The 16,129-nt window shown below is 63.9% G+C and carries 12 protein-coding genes; 7 read left to right on the top strand and 5 right to left on the bottom strand.

From position 1 onward, the window contains the following. Positions 1-4 precede the first annotated feature (4 nt). Genes EN852_RS21060 through EN852_RS21050 form a run of 3 tightly spaced genes read left to right on the top strand, consistent with a single transcriptional unit; the run spans position 5 to position 5,641 of the window. Positions 5-3,637 carry a hydantoinase B/oxoprolinase family protein gene (locus tag EN852_RS21060; RefSeq protein WP_127876750.1) on the top strand — a complete coding sequence of 1,211 codons (3,633 nt, stop codon included), beginning with the start codon at positions 5-7 and terminating at the stop codon, positions 3,635-3,637. 43 nt (positions 3,638-3,680) lie between these two features. Further along, positions 3,681-4,979, top strand: a complete 1,299-nt coding sequence (locus EN852_RS21055) for a DUF3419 family protein (protein ID WP_127876749.1) — start codon at positions 3,681-3,683, stop codon at positions 4,977-4,979. Next, positions 4,976-5,641, top strand: coding sequence for a class I SAM-dependent methyltransferase (locus tag EN852_RS21050; protein ID WP_127876748.1), 666 nt, complete (start codon positions 4,976-4,978; stop codon positions 5,639-5,641). The genes EN852_RS21055 and EN852_RS21050 overlap by 4 nt, the downstream gene beginning before the upstream one ends. A gap of 9 nt (positions 5,642-5,650) precedes the next feature. Here the strand turns inward: EN852_RS21050 and EN852_RS21045 are convergent, their stop codons facing one another. Further along, positions 5,651-7,033 (bottom strand): serine hydrolase, encoded by a 1,383-nt coding sequence (locus EN852_RS21045; protein ID WP_127876747.1) that lies wholly within the window; start codon positions 7,031-7,033, stop codon positions 5,651-5,653. Positions 7,034-7,267: 234 nt separating this feature from the next. Here EN852_RS21045 and EN852_RS21040 point away from each other — a divergent pair, with 234 nt between their 5' ends. Beyond that, on the top strand, positions 7,268-8,059 hold the full coding sequence (locus tag EN852_RS21040) for a GH25 family lysozyme (protein ID WP_127876746.1): 792 nt from the start codon (positions 7,268-7,270) through the stop codon (positions 8,057-8,059). A 181-nt stretch (positions 8,060-8,240) separates the two neighbouring features. Further along, positions 8,241-9,419, top strand: a complete 1,179-nt coding sequence (locus EN852_RS21035) for a lytic murein transglycosylase (protein WP_127876745.1) — start codon at positions 8,241-8,243, stop codon at positions 9,417-9,419. A 53-nt stretch (positions 9,420-9,472) separates the two neighbouring features. Here the strand turns inward: EN852_RS21035 and EN852_RS21030 are convergent, their stop codons facing one another. Then, positions 9,473-10,414 carry a LysR family transcriptional regulator gene (locus EN852_RS21030; protein WP_348643458.1) on the bottom strand — a complete coding sequence of 314 codons (942 nt, stop codon included), beginning with the start codon at positions 10,412-10,414 and terminating at the stop codon, positions 9,473-9,475. A 79-nt stretch (positions 10,415-10,493) separates the two neighbouring features. On the opposite strand from EN852_RS21030, the gene EN852_RS21025 reads away from it, so the two are divergent. Beyond that, on the top strand, positions 10,494-11,225 hold the full coding sequence (locus tag EN852_RS21025) for an SDR family oxidoreductase (protein ID WP_127876744.1): 732 nt from the start codon (positions 10,494-10,496) through the stop codon (positions 11,223-11,225). 145 nt (positions 11,226-11,370) lie between these two features. Here the strand turns inward: EN852_RS21025 and EN852_RS21020 are convergent, their stop codons facing one another. Further along, a complete protein-coding gene (locus EN852_RS21020) occupies positions 11,371-12,591 on the bottom strand; it encodes an alanine racemase (protein WP_127876743.1) in 1,221 nt (406 codons plus the stop codon). Between the two features lie 209 nt (positions 12,592-12,800). On the opposite strand from EN852_RS21020, the gene EN852_RS21015 reads away from it, so the two are divergent. Continuing rightward, positions 12,801-13,721 carry a DMT family transporter gene (locus EN852_RS21015; RefSeq protein WP_127876742.1) on the top strand — a complete coding sequence of 307 codons (921 nt, stop codon included), beginning with the start codon at positions 12,801-12,803 and terminating at the stop codon, positions 13,719-13,721. Between the two features lie 387 nt (positions 13,722-14,108). Here the strand turns inward: EN852_RS21015 and metF are convergent, their stop codons facing one another. Continuing rightward, positions 14,109-15,029, bottom strand: a complete 921-nt coding sequence (metF, locus tag EN852_RS21010; RefSeq protein WP_095815674.1) for a methylenetetrahydrofolate reductase [NAD(P)H] — start codon at positions 15,027-15,029, stop codon at positions 14,109-14,111. Further along, the gene (locus EN852_RS21005; RefSeq protein ID WP_127876741.1) at positions 15,029-16,036 is read right to left on the bottom strand and encodes a metalloregulator ArsR/SmtB family transcription factor; all 1,008 of its coding nucleotides are present in this window, start codon (positions 16,034-16,036) and stop codon (positions 15,029-15,031) included. The genes metF and EN852_RS21005 overlap by 1 nt, the downstream gene beginning before the upstream one ends. Between the last annotated feature and the right edge of the window lie 93 nt (positions 16,037-16,129).

Raw genomic sequence — 16,129 nt, 5'->3', positions numbered from 1 at the left:
CAGAATGCCGGTAGCCGCGGAAACACAGAAATGGGATTTTTGGATCGACCGCGGCGGCACCTTCACCGACATCATCGGCCGTGATCCGCAAGGCCGGCTGCACCCTCGAAAACTCTTGTCCGAGAATCCCGAGGCTTATGCGGACGCTGCCATCCAGGGCATCCGCGACCTGTTGGGTTTGAAAGCCGGCGATGCCATTTCCGCCGACGCGATCGGCGACGTCAAGATGGGCACGACCGTTGCCACCAATGCGCTGCTCGAGCGCAAGGGCGACCGCGTGCTGCTGCTGATCAGCAAGGGTTTTCGCGACGCATTGCGCATCGCCTATCAGGCGAGGCCAGACATCTTCGCCAAGGAGATCATCCTGCCCGAGCAACTCTATGAGCGTGTGATCGAAGTCGATGAACGCGTGCGCGCCGACGGCGGCGTCGAACGTCTGCTCGACATCGCCGCCTGCCGCCCGGCGATCGAACAGGCAAAGGCCGACGGTATCGAAGCGGTCGCCATCGTCTTCATGCATGCCTGGAAATACCCCGATCACGAAAAAGCCGTGGCAAAAGTCTGCCGCAAGATCGGCTTCAGCCAGATTTCGGTCTCCCACGAGGTCTCGCCGCTCATCAAACTGGTCGGCCGCGGCGATACCACAGTGGTGGACGCTTATCTGTCGCCGATCCTGTCGCGCTATGTGCAACGTGTGGCGGGAGAGCTGGGCGCCGGGCCGCGCCTGATGTTCATGATGTCCTCGGGCGGCCTGACCGCCGCCGACATGTTCCAGGGCAAGGACGCGCTGCTTTCCGGTCCGGCCGGCGGCGTCGTCGGCATGGTCGAGACGGCGAAGCTCGCCGGCTTCGACAAGGTCATCGGCTTCGATATGGGCGGCACCTCGACCGACGTTGCCCATTACGACGGCGACTATGAGCGCGCCTTCGAAACCGAGGTCGCCGGCGTGCGCATTCGCGCGCCGATGATGCGCATCCACACCGTCGCCGCCGGCGGTGGCTCGATCCTGCATTATGAAGCCGGCCGCTTCCGCGTCGGCCCGGATTCCGCCGGCGCCAATCCCGGCCCGGCCGCCTACCGGCGCGGCGGGCCGCTCGCCGTCACCGACGCCAATGTCATGCTCGGCAAATTGCAGCCCGATTTCTTCCCGGCGATTTTCGGCGCCGGCCAGGACCAGCTGCTCGACGCCGGCATGGTTCGCGAGAAATTCGCAGCACTTGCCGCTCAGATCGGCGACGGCCGCTCGCCCGAGGCGGTCGCCGAGGGCTTTGTGACCATCGCCGTCGAGAACATGGCCAACGCCATCAAGAAGATCTCGGTGCAGCGCGGCTACGACGTCACGGAATATCTCTTGAATTGCTTCGGCGGCGCCGGCGGCCAGCATGCCTGCCTGGTTGCCGATGCGCTGGGCATGGAAGCCGTGCTCATCCACCCCTTTTCCGGCCTGCTTTCCGCTTACGGCATCGGCCTCTCGTCGGTCTTCGCCTCGCGCCAGCAGGGCCTGCTGCAGCCGCTCGCCGAGGAATCGCGCGCGGCGATCGAGACTCTCATCGTGGCCCTGCGCAGCGACGTCATCGCCGAACTCGGCGAGCAGGGCATTGCCGAGGACGTCGTTTCAACGAGGCCTTTCCTGCACATCCGCTATGACGGCACCGACACGGCGCTGCCGGTGAATTTCGAGCATGGCTCGATCCTCCGCGCCAGAAGCGATTTCGAGGCCGCGCACAAGGCGCAGTTCGGATTCGTCTATGACGACAAGCCGATCGTCGTCGAAACCGTCGCCGTTGAAGGCATGGAAGCCGCTCGACAGGACAGGGCTGAAGCCTCCGCCCCTACCGGGCTGGCAGGAGTAGAGCCCAAGCCTTCGGAAAGCCGGCGCATCTATACCGAAGGCCGCTGGCACGAGGCCGGCGTCTACCGCCGTGAAAACCTGCGCCCATCCAACACGGTCGCCGGCCCCGCGCTGATCATCGAGCCGAACCAGACCATCGTCGTCGAGCCGGGCTGGCGCGCCGAAATCACCAGTCTCGACCACGTCGTGATCCGCCGCACGGAACGGAAAGCGCGTGCCGCTGCACTCGGCACCGAGGCCGATCCGGTGATGCTGGAGGTCTTCAACAACCTCTTCATGTCGATCGCCGAGCAGATGGGCGTGACGCTGCAGAACACCGCCTATTCGGTGAACATCAAGGAACGGCTCGATTTCTCCTGCGCCGTGTTCGACCGCCATGGCGCGCTGGTCGCCAACGCGCCGCATATGCCGGTGCATCTGGGCTCGATGGACCGTTCCGTCGAAACCATCATCCGCCTGAATTCCGGCGATATCCATCCGGGCGACGTCTTCGCGCTCAACGCGCCCTACAATGGCGGTACGCATCTGCCCGACATCACGGTGGTGACGCCTGTCTTTGACGATGCGCTGAATGAGATCCTGTTCTGGGCGGCCTCGCGCGGCCATCACGCCGATGTCGGCGGCACCGCGCCCGGCTCGATGACGCCGCTTGCGACAACGGTCGATGAGGAAGGCGTGCTGTTCGACAATTTCCGCATCGTCGATCGCGGACGCTTCCGCGAGAAGGAGCTGGAGACGCTGCTTACCGACCATCCCTACCCCGCGCGCAACCCAACTCAGAACATCGCCGACCTCAAGGCGCAGATCGCCGCCAACGAAAAGGGCGTGGCGGAACTGCGCAAGATGGTCGCGCATTTCGGCCTCGATGTCGTCGAGGCCTATATGGGCCATGTCCAGGACAACGCCGCCGAGAGCGTGCGCCGCGTGATAGAGCGGCTTCCCGACAGCGCGGCGTACGAATATCCCACCGACACCGGTCAGGTGATCAGGGTGAAGATCACCGTCGACCGGAAAAAGCGCGAGGCGACCGTCGATTTCACCGGCACCTCGCCTGTCATGAAGAACAATTTCAACGCGCCGGAGCCGGTCGCCCGCGCCGCCGTGCTCTACGCTTTCCGCGTCATGGTCGAGGACATGATCCCTATGAATGCCGGCTGCCTCAGGCCGATCAACATCGTCATCCCCGACGGCTCGATGCTGAAGCCCGCCTACCCTGCCGCTGTCGTCGCCGGTAATGTCGAGACCTCGCAGCATGTCACCAATGCGCTGTTCGGCGCGATGCGCGCCATGGCCAATGCGCAAGGCACGATGAACAACCTCACCTTCGGCAACAGGAAATACCAGTATTACGAGACGATCTGCTCCGGCTCGCCGGCCGGCCGGATGAATTCGGGCCGCGGCTTTGCCGGCACCTCCGGCGTGCACACCCACATGACCAATTCGCGCCTCACCGACCCCGAGGTGCTGGAACTGCGCTTCCCCGTCGTGCTGGAAGACTTCCACATCCGCGAGGGCTCCGGCGGCAAGGGCAAGTGGAACGCCGGCGACGGCACTAGGCGCACCATCCGTTTTCTCGAGAAGATGGAATGCGCGATCCTGTCCTCGCATCGAAGCCGGCCGCCCCAGGGTCTCGACGGCGGCGGCGATGGCGAGGCCGGCTCGACCAAGGTCAGGCGCAATGACGGCTCGGTCGATGTGTTGAAGGCCTGCGACCAGACCACGCTTGATGCCGGCGAAGCCGTCATCGTCACCACGCCGACGCCCGGTGGGTTCGGAAAAGTGTGAAATTCACGTCAACCTGCCGTCAACAGGCTGTCACCTGCCTGTCATGACGCTGCGCTACCCGCTTGCGCCAACGCAAACGGGGAATCACCTTTCCATGTCGGACGTATCCGGAGAACTCGTTTACCGTCGAGGCAAGGAAGTCGGAAAGGCCGTCTACCAGAACCGCGCATTGTCGAAGGACGGCATTTCCGAGCGGCTCTTCGCCTTCCTGTTCTCTGGCTTGGTCTATCCGCAGATCTGGGAAGACCCGGATGTCGACATGGAGGCCATGCAGCTGGGCGCCGGTCACCGCGTCGTCACAATCGCCTCGGGCGGCTGCAACATTCTGGCCTACCTGACCCGCTCACCGGCCAGGATCGACGCCGTCGATCTCAACGCCGCGCATATCGCGCTGAACCGCATGAAGCTGGAAGCCGTGCGCCACCTGCCGTCGCAGGGTGACCTTTTCCGCTTCTTCGGCGCCGCCGACACCAGCCACAATTCGGATGCCTATGATCGCTTCATCGCGCCGCATCTCGATCCGGTCAGCCGCCATTATTGGGAGCGCCGCAATTGGCGCGGCCGCCGCCGCATCTCGGTCTTCGACCGCAACTTCTACCAGACCGGCCTGCTCGGCCTCTTCATCGCCATGGGTCATCGCGTCGGCAAGCTGTTTGGCGTCGACCCGGCCGGCATCATGAAGGCCGAGAATATCGGCGAGCAGCGCCGCTTCTTCAACGAAGAACTGGCGCCGGTCTTCGACAAGAAGCTGCTGCGCTGGGCGACGTCGCGCAAGGCTTCGCTGTTCGGCCTCGGCATCCCGCCGGCGCAGTACGATTCGCTGATCACCTCCGGCGACGGCTCGATGGCGAGCGTCTTGAAGGCACGGCTGGAAAAGCTCGCCTGCGACTTCCCGCTCAAGAACAATTATTTCGCCTGGCAGGCCTTCGCCCGTCGCTATCCGCAACCCGGCGAGGCGGCGCTGCCGGCCTATCTCGAACAGCGCAATTACAAGACGATCCGCGACAACATCGACCGCGTCGCCATCCATCACGCCAACCTGATCAAGTTCCTGGCCGCCAAGGACGCGGGCACCGTCGACCGCTTCGTACTGCTCGACGCGCAGGACTGGATGACCGACGACCTGCTCAACGCGCTCTGGACCGAGATCACCCGCACGGCTTCCGTGGGTGCTCGCGTCATCTTCCGCACCGCAGCCGAACCAAGCCTGTTGCCCGGCCGCGTTTCCAGTTCGCTGCTCGACCAGTGGACCTATGAGAGCGACGCCTCACGCGAATTTTCGGCCAGGGACCGCTCCGCGATCTATGGCGGCTTCCACCTTTATGTGAAGCGCGCCGCATGAGCGCGACGGAGCTGCCGGTCAGCCATGCCGAACTGATGGACGGCGTCTACCGCTGGCAGCGCCACATCTACGACCTGACCCGCAAATACTTTTTGCTCGGCCGCGACCGCCTGATCGACGGGTTGGACGTGCCGCAAGGCGGCACCGTGCTGGAGCTCGGCTGCGGCACTGGCCGCAACATCGTTCTGGCCGCCCGCCGCTATCCCAACGCTCGCTTCTTCGGTCTCGACATCTCGGCCGAGATGTTGGAGACGGCGGGCGCGGCTATCGCTCGCGAAGGCCTGTCCGGCAAGGTCAACCTCGCACGCGGCGACGCCACCGATTTCGACGCCAAGGCTCTCTTCGGCATCGAACGCTTCGACCGCGTCTTCGTGTCCTATTCGCTGTCGATGATCCCCGGCTGGGAAAAGACCGTATCGGCCGCGCTTGCCGCGCTCGCCCCTGGCGGCTCGCTGCATGTCGTCGATTTCGGCCAGCAGGAAGGCCTGCCGCGCTGGTTCCGATCCCTCCTGCGCGGCTGGCTGCGCAAATTCCATGTTTCGCCGCGCGCCTCGCTGCGCGATGTGCTGGAATCGGAATCGCAGCGCGCCGGCACGACCTTCCGGTTCAGAACGCTTTATCGCGGCTATGCATATCTCGGCGTGATCGGATCTTCCAAATAGCAAGCGCTACTAATGCAGCGCCTTGACCAGCGCGCCGACCATCGCTTGCGGACGATAGCCGAGCTTGGCCGGCGTCAGTCCAAGCCGCACCACCACCAGCTGCTCCGAGGGAATGATCGCCACCGTCTGGCCGTCATGGCCCTCCATCCAAACTGTGTCCTTGGGCAGGCCGGCGGCGGCGCCCGCGCCGGGCTTTTCCTCATCGCCTGGTCCCTCGATCCATAGCTGACCCCTGCCGTAGACCTTCGAGGCCGGCGCAGGCTCGCGCATCCAGTCGACGAAACCGGTGGGCAGGATCTGGTTGCCGTTCCAGACGCCGCCCTGCACCAGGAACTGGCCGAAGCGTGCCCAGTCATGCGCCGTTGCATAGAGATAGGACGAGCCGACGAAGGTGCCCTGCTCGTCGGTTTCGAGCACCGCGCTATGCATGCCGAGCGGCTCGAACAGCGCGGTGCGCGGCCAGGCCAGCGCCTTGGCCTTGTCGCCGATCGCATCCTGCCACAGCCGCGACAGCATCACCGCCGTGCCGCTCGAATAGGAAAACACTTTTCCCACCTCGCCGGTCAGCGATTGGGCCGCGGCGAAACCAGCCATATCCGGCTCGAGATAGAGCATGCGCGTGACGTCGGCGACATCGCCATAATCCTCGTTGAACGCCAGCCCGCTCGACATCGCCATCATGTCGCCAAGGCTTATGGCGGCCCGGCCATCGGCCTTCCACGCCTTGAATAGACCCTTGTTGTCGATGGCGATCTTGCCGTCCTTGACCAGCGTGCCGACGATCGCGGCATTCACCGTCTTGGTCATCGACCAGCCGAGCAGCGGCGTCTTCGCCGAAAAGCCGTCGCCATAACGCTCCGCGACGACGCGGCCGTTCTTCACCACCACGATGGCGCGCATGCCGGTGCCAGCCATCGCGGCATCGTCGACGATTTTCGCGACCTCGGGATTTTGCGAGGCATCCACGCGCTCGCCATCGGGCCAGAGCGCGTCCGCCTGAGCCGGCCTGGAGGCCGCCCCACGCAGCGAGGTCTGCCGCGCCCTGCCGGTGTCGCCGTCGGGAACCGAGGCGCAGCCGACGCCGTCGCGTTCCACCGCGACGCTCTTGCCCAGCACCCACAGCAGGCCGGCGGAGACCAGTCCCCTTTCCTTGTCGACGGAGACTTTCATCAGCCTGAGCAGCGGATGGCCGGGCGCCTGCACATCGACGGCCAGAACCTGGTTGGCGTCGCGGCCGGCAATGAAGACGTTCGAGCAGACGATCTTGGCCGAATAGCCGGAGCCGACCCGGATCAGTTCCGGCGGCGCGAAATAGAGCCAGGCGAAGAGCGCGACCACCGCCAGGATCACGAGGCCAAGCAGCCACTTGATGAACTTCACCACAGCCCGCATCTTTTCCGCCTTTGGATTCGCCGGCTCGATTTATGTCATCGATTTGCCGCCATTGCTCCCGCAAAATCATCGGTGTTGTCGAGCATCGTCAATGGATTATCAACCATGTTCGGCGATCAACGATGGAGACGGATGATCTCGTGGGGCGATCCATCCGGCAGGGGGGCGCAGATTAGCGACCACCATCGGTAAAGGACCCATCAGCGGCCGGCTGAACCCGGCTCGGGGAATATCATGCGCCGTCTTGCGGCCATCCTGATGCTGACGCTGCTGGGCGCCTGCTCGACCGTCGACGATCTTTCGCCGTTGTCGCCATCGTCGCAGACGGTTGCCGTGCGCGCGCCCAAATTCGAGGATTCCAAGCCGCACGAATGGGACAGCGGCGCGCCGTGGAACTACGCCATCCACGGCACGGATGTCTCCAAATACCAGACCTCGGTCGACTGGCCCGCGGCCAGGGCCAGCGGCATCTCCTTCGCCTTCATCAAGGCGACGGAAGGCGGCGACCGCTTCGACGACTATTTCAACGAGCACTGGACGCGCACGAAGGCTGCCGGAATTCCGCGCGCCGCCTATCATTTCTTCTATTTCTGCACGCCGGCCGAGGCCCAGGCGCGCTGGTTCATCGCCAATGTCCCGAGAGACCCGTCGGCCATGCCGCCGGTGCTCGACATGGAATGGAACCCCAAATCGCCGACCTGCAGGCTGCGCCCCGATCCGGCCACCGTGCGCAGCGAAATGACCGTCTTCCTCCAAATGGTCGAGCGCTATTACGGCAAGAAGCCGATCATCTACACCTCGCTCGACTTCTTCGACGACAACCAACTGGCGACCTTCCGCGGCTATCCGTACTGGCTGCGCTCGGTCGCAGGCCACCCGCGTGAGAAATACGGCAGCCATCCCTTCACCTTCTGGCAGTACACCGGCACCGGCATTGTGCCCGGCATGACCGGCAAGTCCGACATCAACGTCTTCAACGGCTCCGAAGCCGCCTGGAAGAAGTGGCTGCGGCAGAACACCCGTTGACATCGGCCCTCCCGCCTGCTTTTCGACACGGCGGGCGGCGAAACATGCAACCGCTGGTAATCTGGAGCGGCGCACTCGTGCGAGTGCCTGAGTCTCCTGAGCTTTGAAATCCTCGCATGCGCCTGTCCGAGCCCGGTCCGGGGTCACGATGGAGCCATGCGCCGGTCTCGAAAGGGAAGCGATGCGATTGCGCGTTGAAATCCTGGCGGCGCTGTTTGTCGGCGTGTTTGCATTGCCCGCCGCGGCGCAGGAATGCGGCGGCGACTTCGAGGCCTGGAAACAAGGCGTGGCGGCCGAAGCCAAAGCGGCCGGCGTAGGCGCAACCGGGCTCGACGCGCTGGAGGACGCCACGATTGACGAACGGGCGCTGGCGCGCGACCGCGCCCAGGGCGTCTTCACCCAGACGTTCACCGAATTCTCCAACCGGATGATCTCGGCCTACCGCCTGAAGCAGGGCGCGGCCAATCTCAAGAAATATGCCGACGTCTTTGCCCGCGCCGACCAGGAATTCGGTGTCCAGCCGGCCATCATCGCCGCCTTCTGGGGGCTGGAGACAGACTTCGGCGCCGTGCAGGGCGACTTCCATACGCTGAATGCGCTGGTCACGCTTTCGCATGATTGCCGCCGCCCGCAGCTCTTCCGGCAGCAATTGGTGCCGCTGCTGACGCTGATCGATAGCGGCGTGCTGCCGGCCGACGTCAAGGGCGCGTGGGCCGGCGAGATCGGCCAGACGCAGATCCTGCCGACCGATTATCTGGCGCACGGCGTCGACGGCGACGGCGACGGCAAAGTCGACCTCAGGAACAGCGTGCCGGATGTCATCATGACCACGGCCAGTAAGATCCAGTCGCGCGGCTGGAAGCGCGACCAGCCCTGGGTCCAGGAAGTGCGCGTCCCCGACGAAATGCCATGGGACCAGACCGGCCGCGCCAACAAGCTGCCGCTGTCGCAGTGGGCTGAGTGGGGCGTCACCGAACCCAACGGCAACCCGCTCATCGACAATGGCCTGAAAGCCGGCCTGGCGCTGCCGATGGGTCGCAAGGGTCCGGCCTTCCTCACCTACGACAATTTCGACGTCTATCTGGAATGGAACCAGTCCTTCACCTATGCGCTGACCGCGGCGGTCATGGCGACGCGGTTTGCCGGCGCGCCGCAATTCGACCCGCGCACGCCCGAGCAGGGCCTGAGCGGCGAACAGATGAAGGCGCTTCAGACCAAGCTCGAGGCCAAGGGCTACGATGTCGGCACGGTGGACGGCATCCTGGGCACCAACACGCGCGAAGCGATCCGCAAGGAGCAGATGCGGTTAGGCCTGCCCGTGGATGGCTGGCCGACGCCGGAGCTGTTGGCCAAGCTGTAAGAAGAGCGAATAGCCAGTAGTGAGTAGTGAGGGCGTGTCGGAGACAACGCTCCCTACTCCCTACTCTTCCTCAGTACGAAATCTATGAATGCGCGCAACGCTGGCGGCACATGCCGCCGGCTTGGATGATAAAGATAAAAACCCGGAAAGCTCGGCGACCACGTTTCGAGAAATCGGACTAACCGGCCTTGCTCGATCCATGGCTGGACTTGATAGTCGATCATGTAGGCCACGCCCGCTCCCCCGAGCGCCGCGTTGAGCATCAGTTCCGTGTCGTTCACAACAAGGCTGCCCTGGACGGCGATTTCCAGCGAGCGCCTGCCCCGAGAGAACTCCCACCGGTATATATTACCACCGCCCGGCCATTGGAAATTGATGCAGCGATGCTGGTGCAAATCCTGCGGGTGGCGTGGAATTGAACGGCCTTCGAGATAGGCCGGAGCGGCGACCGCTGCCATTTGCAGTTCGTCGCTGAGTTTGACCGCGACCATGTCCTGTTCCAGCCGTTCGCCGAGCCGGATACCGGCATCGAATCGACCTTCGACGATATCGGTCAGCACGTCGTCGACGATGACCGTCAGAGCGATATCGGGATAAGCGACCTGGAAATCGCCAAGGATTGGTGCGACAAACCGCATCGCCGCGACGCGCGGGACATTGATACGGAGCGCGCCCGCAGGCTGATCGCGCCCGGCCTGGACTTCAGCAAGGGCGCCCTCCAGCTCGCCGAACACCAGCGCGAGTCGGGCAAACAGGGTTTCGCCGGCTGCGGTTGGCGAGACGCTGCGCGTGGTGCGATTGAGCAACCTGGCGCCGAGACGCGCCTCCAACCGACGGATCGTCTGGCTGAGTGCGGGCGGCGACACCCGCAGCCGCGCGGCGGCGCTAACGAAGCTGCCCTCTTCGACGATTGCCGAAAATGCCTTCAACTCAGCGAATTCAGAGCCGCGCATTGTGTATCCTGCGATTAATAGACCAGTCAGATAGTAGGTCATCATCCAATCGATTGCAGGTCGCTATTTCTCACCCAACGGCCACGCTACGGACAACCGGCGAAGGTGAAGGAAATCGATCATGTCTCAATCACTGCAAGGCAAAACCGCAATTGTAACCGGCAGCTCGCGCGGCATTGGCCGCGCCATCGCCGAAGGACTCGCAGCCAAGGGCGCGGCCGTCGTCGTCAACTATGTCGGCAACAACAAGGCGGCGGATGAGGTGGTGGCCGGCATCACCGACAAAGGCGGCAAGGCGGTTGCCATACAAGCCGACATTTCCGTTCTCGCCGATGTTCGCCGCCTCTTCGACGAGACCGAGCGCCGGCTGGGCAAGATCGACATCGTGGTCGCCAATGTCGGCGTCGCCGTCATCAAGCCGCTCATTGAAGCGACCGAGGCCGATTTCGACCTGGTCTTCGGCACCAATGCCAAAGGAACTTTCTTCACGCTTCAAGAGGCGGCCAAACGTGTCCGCGACGGTGGCCGCATCATCGCCGTCTCGACCGGCGGCACCAAGATGTTCTTCACCCAGACGGCGCTCTATCTCGGCAGCAAGGGCGCCGTCGAACAGTTCGTGCGCGTGCTCTCGCGCGAGTTGGGACCGCGCGGCGTCACCGTGAACGCGCTGTCGCCAGGCTTCACCGATACCGATCTGTTGCCGGAGCGCGATCGCGCCGTGGCCGCCGGCATGTCGCCGTTCGGCCGGATCGGTGCCCCGCGCGACGTTGCCGATGTCGCCGTCTTCCTGGCCAGCGATGAAGCGCGCTGGCTGACCGGCGAAAACATCCAGGCCGGCGGTGGAGTGGCGTAAGGATAGGCAGTAGGCAGTAGGCAGTAGGCAGTAGGCAGTAGGCAGTAGGCAGTAGGCAGTAGGCAGTAGAAAAATACCGAGGCGATATTCAAAAGGGATAGGGATAATTCACGCTCTCTTCTTTCTACCTCCTACTGCTTACTGCCTAATCCGCCATCGTCTCCAAACTCGCGAACCCCTGCGGCGCGTCGCCTTCGTCGAACGGCGTCGTCACCTCCACGAATGTGTCCGGGAAGAAGCCGTTAAAGCGGGTTCTCAGCGACAGCGAGTAGGCGCCAATATGGCCGATCTCGATCCAGTCGCCGGTGTCGACCGTTTCCGGCAGCCAGAACGGGCGCGACAGGATGTCGACGGAATCGCAGGTCGCGCCGCAGACCTTGAACGGCACGATGTTTCTCTCGTCGCCGTTGCGCGTGCGGATCGCCGGATCGGGGATGAAGCGCGCCGGCAGGGTGATCTTGCCTGTCCATGAATCCGACAGCGACGCCCAGATGCCATCATTGATGTAGAGCCGCTTGCCCTTGCGCAGCAGCACCCGCACGATCAGCGAGAGGCAGCGCGCCACGATCACCCGGCCGGGCTCCGCCACCAGCGGCATCTGGTCGAACTGGTACTCCTTCAGGTCGCCGGCAAGCCGCGACATCAGCTGGCCGAGCGACGGCATCTCGACCAGCTTGCGGTTCGGATCGTGGCCGTATTCAGCGGGGAAGCCGCCGCCGACATCGAGCCCGGCGATGTCGAAGGTCAGGCGGTTGCGCACCCAGTCGGCCGAAGCGAGCGCCCGCTCATAGGTGTCGGGATCCTCGATCTGGCTGCCGACATGGAAGCAGAGCCCCACCTTGTAGCCGGTGCGGTTGAGGCGCTCGGCAAGCTCGACCGCGTTGGCCGGCCCCGCCCCGAATTTCTTCGACAATTCGTAAGCGGCGTGGCCCTTGGTCTGGATGCGCACGAAGACGGTGATTGCGCCCGGGTCGATATCGAGCGCCCGCACCACGCGCGTCAGCTTGGTGATCTCGTCCTCATGGTCGAGCGAGATCACCCGGATGCCGTATTTCTCCAGCGCCAGCTTGATGTCGGACTGTGCCTTGACCGGATGCATGTAGAGCATCTCGGCATCCGCCGAGACTGCCCGAACGGCAGCGAACTCGCCGGGCGAAGCGACATCGAAGGTGCTGACGCCGGCTTCCACCAGCGTCTTCAGCACGATCTGCTCGCCATTGGTCTTCACCGCATAGGCGGTCTTGCCGGGAAACATGCCCACGAACTGCAGCGCATCCGCCTTCAGCACCTGCGGGCGAAAGCAGTAGACCGGATCGTCGGGACGAAGCGCCAGTGCCGCGTCACGGGCATTTTCGAATCGCTGCATGGACGAATCCTCAGGTCTGGAGCGCGCACAATTAATCCTAGCTAGCCGCCAAAGAAAACAGTTCTGTGTCTGGCGACCCGGAGCGGCCGGCTGCACATTTTGCCAACGCTAAACCACCAGTCAGGTTTCGGGTGGCCCTTGCCTGCGAACGCATTATCGGTTGGTGAGGTGTGAAGGCTGAGATTGCGATCAGCCTGGGGAGGAAAGACATGTCGATTACGGCCGCCGCCGCGCCAACGCGCGGACCGATGACGCTCAAGGATTGGGCGCAGCTTCTCCTGCTCGGCGCGATCTGGGGCGGCTCGTTCTTCTTTGCCCGCATTGCCGTGGCCGAGATCCATCCTCTGGCGCTGGTGCTGTTCCGCGTCGCCATCGCAGCGGCAGCACTCCAGCTCTATCTGGCGATCCGCGGCCCATCCTTTCGTCTCGCCTTCCCGCATGCCGGCCTGTTCTTCCTGCTGGCGCTCACCAACAATGTCGTGCCCTTCTCGCTGATCTTCGCCGGCCAGACTGAGCTCGGCGCCGGCGTCGCCTCGGTGCTCAACGCCACGACGCCGTTCTGGACGCTGGTGCTCGCCAATGCGCTCACAACCGACGAGAAGCTGTCCTGGAACAAGCTGGCCGGCATCGCGCTTGGCGTAGCCGGCACCGCGGTGATGATCGGCCCGGGCCTGCTTGCCGGGCTGGGCGGGCCGGTCTGGGCCAAGTTCGCGCTGATCGGCGCCTCGGTGTCCTATGCAATCGCCTTGATGATCGCGCGCCGCTTCAAGGGCGTGCCCTCGCCGGTGATTGCCACCGGGCAACTGACCGCCTCGACCATCATCATGATCCCCATCGTGCTCATTGCCTATGGGCCGACGGGCTTGTTCTCGGCCTCGCCGCCGGTCTGGGCCGCGGTGCTGGGACTGGCGCTGCTGTCCACCGCCTTCGCCTATATCCTGTATTTCAACCTCGTCGCCTCGGCCGGCGCCACCAATGCCTCGCTGGTCACCCTGGTCGTGCCGGTCAGCGCGGTTCTGCTCGGCTTTCTCTTCCTTGGCGAGCGGCTTGCGCTGTTCGAAATCTGTGGCATGGCGCTGATCGGACTCGGCTTGATCACCATCGACGGACGGCTGTTCGGCCGATGGTAGCGGTGTCATGCCACACCGCCGCCACAATTTATTCACAACCGCGGAGGCGCCTTTTGCCGAAGAGTTTCAACGGCTAACGGCAAATTCGAAGTCGCAAATTCCAAAATCATGTCGCAATGCAGCACGTTTTCCGCTTGCCTGTGGCCCAAATGACCCTAGACTCCTGCCATAGCTCTGAAGAGGAGGCTATGGCATGGGACTGACGAGGCCAATCAACGCTTTGATGATTTGTGCCGCATTCGCATTCATCGGTGCCCTTATCATAGGCGTTCTTCCCTGACCCGCCAAAGCCGGGAAGACCAGCACCGAGGATAGTCCAAGAGTTCGAAAAGGCCGGGTTTCTACCCGGCCTTTTCCATTACAGCCTGACCTCCCCCGCAGCCTGCCTCATGCCGCGGCCGACCCAGCCGCCGCCTCCGCCTCATGCGAGCGGATGCCGATCATGTGGCAGATGGCGAAGACGAGGTCGGCGCGGTTCATCGTGTAGAAATGGAAGTCGCCGACGCCGCGCTCGACGAGGTCGAGCACCTGCTCGGCCGCCACGGCCGAGGCCACCAGCGCATGCGTCTGCGGGTCGTTCTCCAACCCTTCGAAACGCTCGGCCAGCCAGGCCGGCACCAGCGCCCCGCAGCGCGACGAGAAATTCGCGACCTGGGTGAAATTATGCACCGGCAGGATGCCGGGCACGATCGGGATGTAGATGCCGGCGCGGCGCGCCCGCTCGACATAGCGCTCATAAAGGTCGTTGTCGAAGAAGAACTGGGTGATCGCCCGCGTCGCGCCATTGTCGACCTTGCGCTTCAGCATGTCGATGTCGGTGGCGAAATCCGGGCTCTCCGGATGCTTTTCCGGATAGGCCGAGACGGAGATGTCGAAATCGCCGACGCTCTTCAGCGCGCCGACCAGTTCGGCGCCGTTGGCGTAGCCGTCCGGATGCGGGCGATAAGCGGTTCCGACGCCCGCGGCCGGATCGCCGCGCAGCGCGACGAAACGGGTGACGCCGAAGTCGACGAATTCCCGGATGACGGCGTCGACCTGGTCGCGCGCCGCGTCGACGCAGGTCATATGCGCCGCCGGCGTCAGCGTCGTCTCGTTGAGGATGCGCTTGACCGTGCGCGCCGTACGCTCGCGGGTCGAGCCGCCGGCGCCATAGGTCACCGAGACGAATTTCGGCTTGAGCGGCTCCAACCGGGTGACCGTGTCCCAGAGCCTTGCTTCCATCTCGTCATTCTTCGGCGGGAAGAATTCGAACGAAACCCGGACCTTGTCGCCGATGTCGGGGCGGCGGGAAAAGCGGAACTGGTTCATCAGGCTGTTTCCCTCACTGGCAAGGAATCGTTGGACGGATCGGCGATCTGCAGGCGGCGGTCGCGGCCGAGCCAGAGTTTTACGGTAAGCCTTGCCTCGTTGCCGCCGCGCGGCTCGAACTCCTGGCTGTCCTCCAGGTCGAGCCCGGCCTCCGCGAACCAGTCCGACATCTGCCGGTCGGAAAAGCCGAGCCGCATATGGGCGTGCTGGTCGCGCAGGAATTCGAGATTATGCGGCGCGAAGTCGACGACGATCAGCCGGCCCGATGGGCGCAGCAGCCGCGCTGCTTCGGCGATGGCGCGGGCGGGGTCGTCGAGATAGTGCAGCACCTGGTGGATGGTGACGAGATCGAAGGCGTTGCGCTCGACCGGCGGTGAGAAAATGTCGCCCTGGCGCACCTGCGCATTGGCGATACCAGCCTTGTCGAGATTGGCGCGCGCGACCGTCAGCATCTCGCGCGACATGTCGATGCCGACGCCGCGCCGGTAGAGCGGCGCGAAGATTTCGAGCAGCCGGCCGGTGCCGGTGCCGAGATCGAGCATCGACTGGAACGGCCGTTTGCCGACAAGCTTGATGAGTGCGGCTTCCACCGCGCGGTCCGGCGCATGCAGCGAGCGGATATGATCCCAGCTCGCGGCGTTCTCGGAGAAATATTCGGCAGCCCGGTCCTGCCTCTTGCGCTTCACGGCCGCCAGCCGCTCCAGATCGCGCACCACCTGCGGGTCGCCTTCGCTGATGCCTGAGACGAGACGCTGCACGAAATCGCGCGAATTATCCGTATCGGTCAGCCGGAAGAAGGCCCAGGACCCTTCCTGGTAGCGACCAATCAGCCCAGCATCGAGCAGCAGCTTCAGATGGCGCGAGACGCGCGGCTGCGACTGTCCAAGGATCTCGGTGAGGTCGGAGACAGTGAGATCGCCCCGCGAAAGCAGCACAAGGATGCGCAGCCGGCTGGATTCGGCCGCCGCCTTCAATGTATCTACCATTGTGTCGAGCGAGACATGCATGAGCGGGCTCTCGTTGAAAGATATAAAGATATGTTTATGTCGATTTTGAAACCCTGGCAAGCGCTATGTCGCTTCCGGACAAGAAAATGGCGC

Origin of the sequence: Mesorhizobium sp. M2E.F.Ca.ET.209.01.1.1 (assembly GCF_004010375.2) — a bacterium.
Classification (GTDB): domain Bacteria; phylum Pseudomonadota; class Alphaproteobacteria; order Rhizobiales; family Rhizobiaceae; genus Mesorhizobium.
This window is presented reverse-complemented; position numbering and strand designations above follow the sequence as displayed.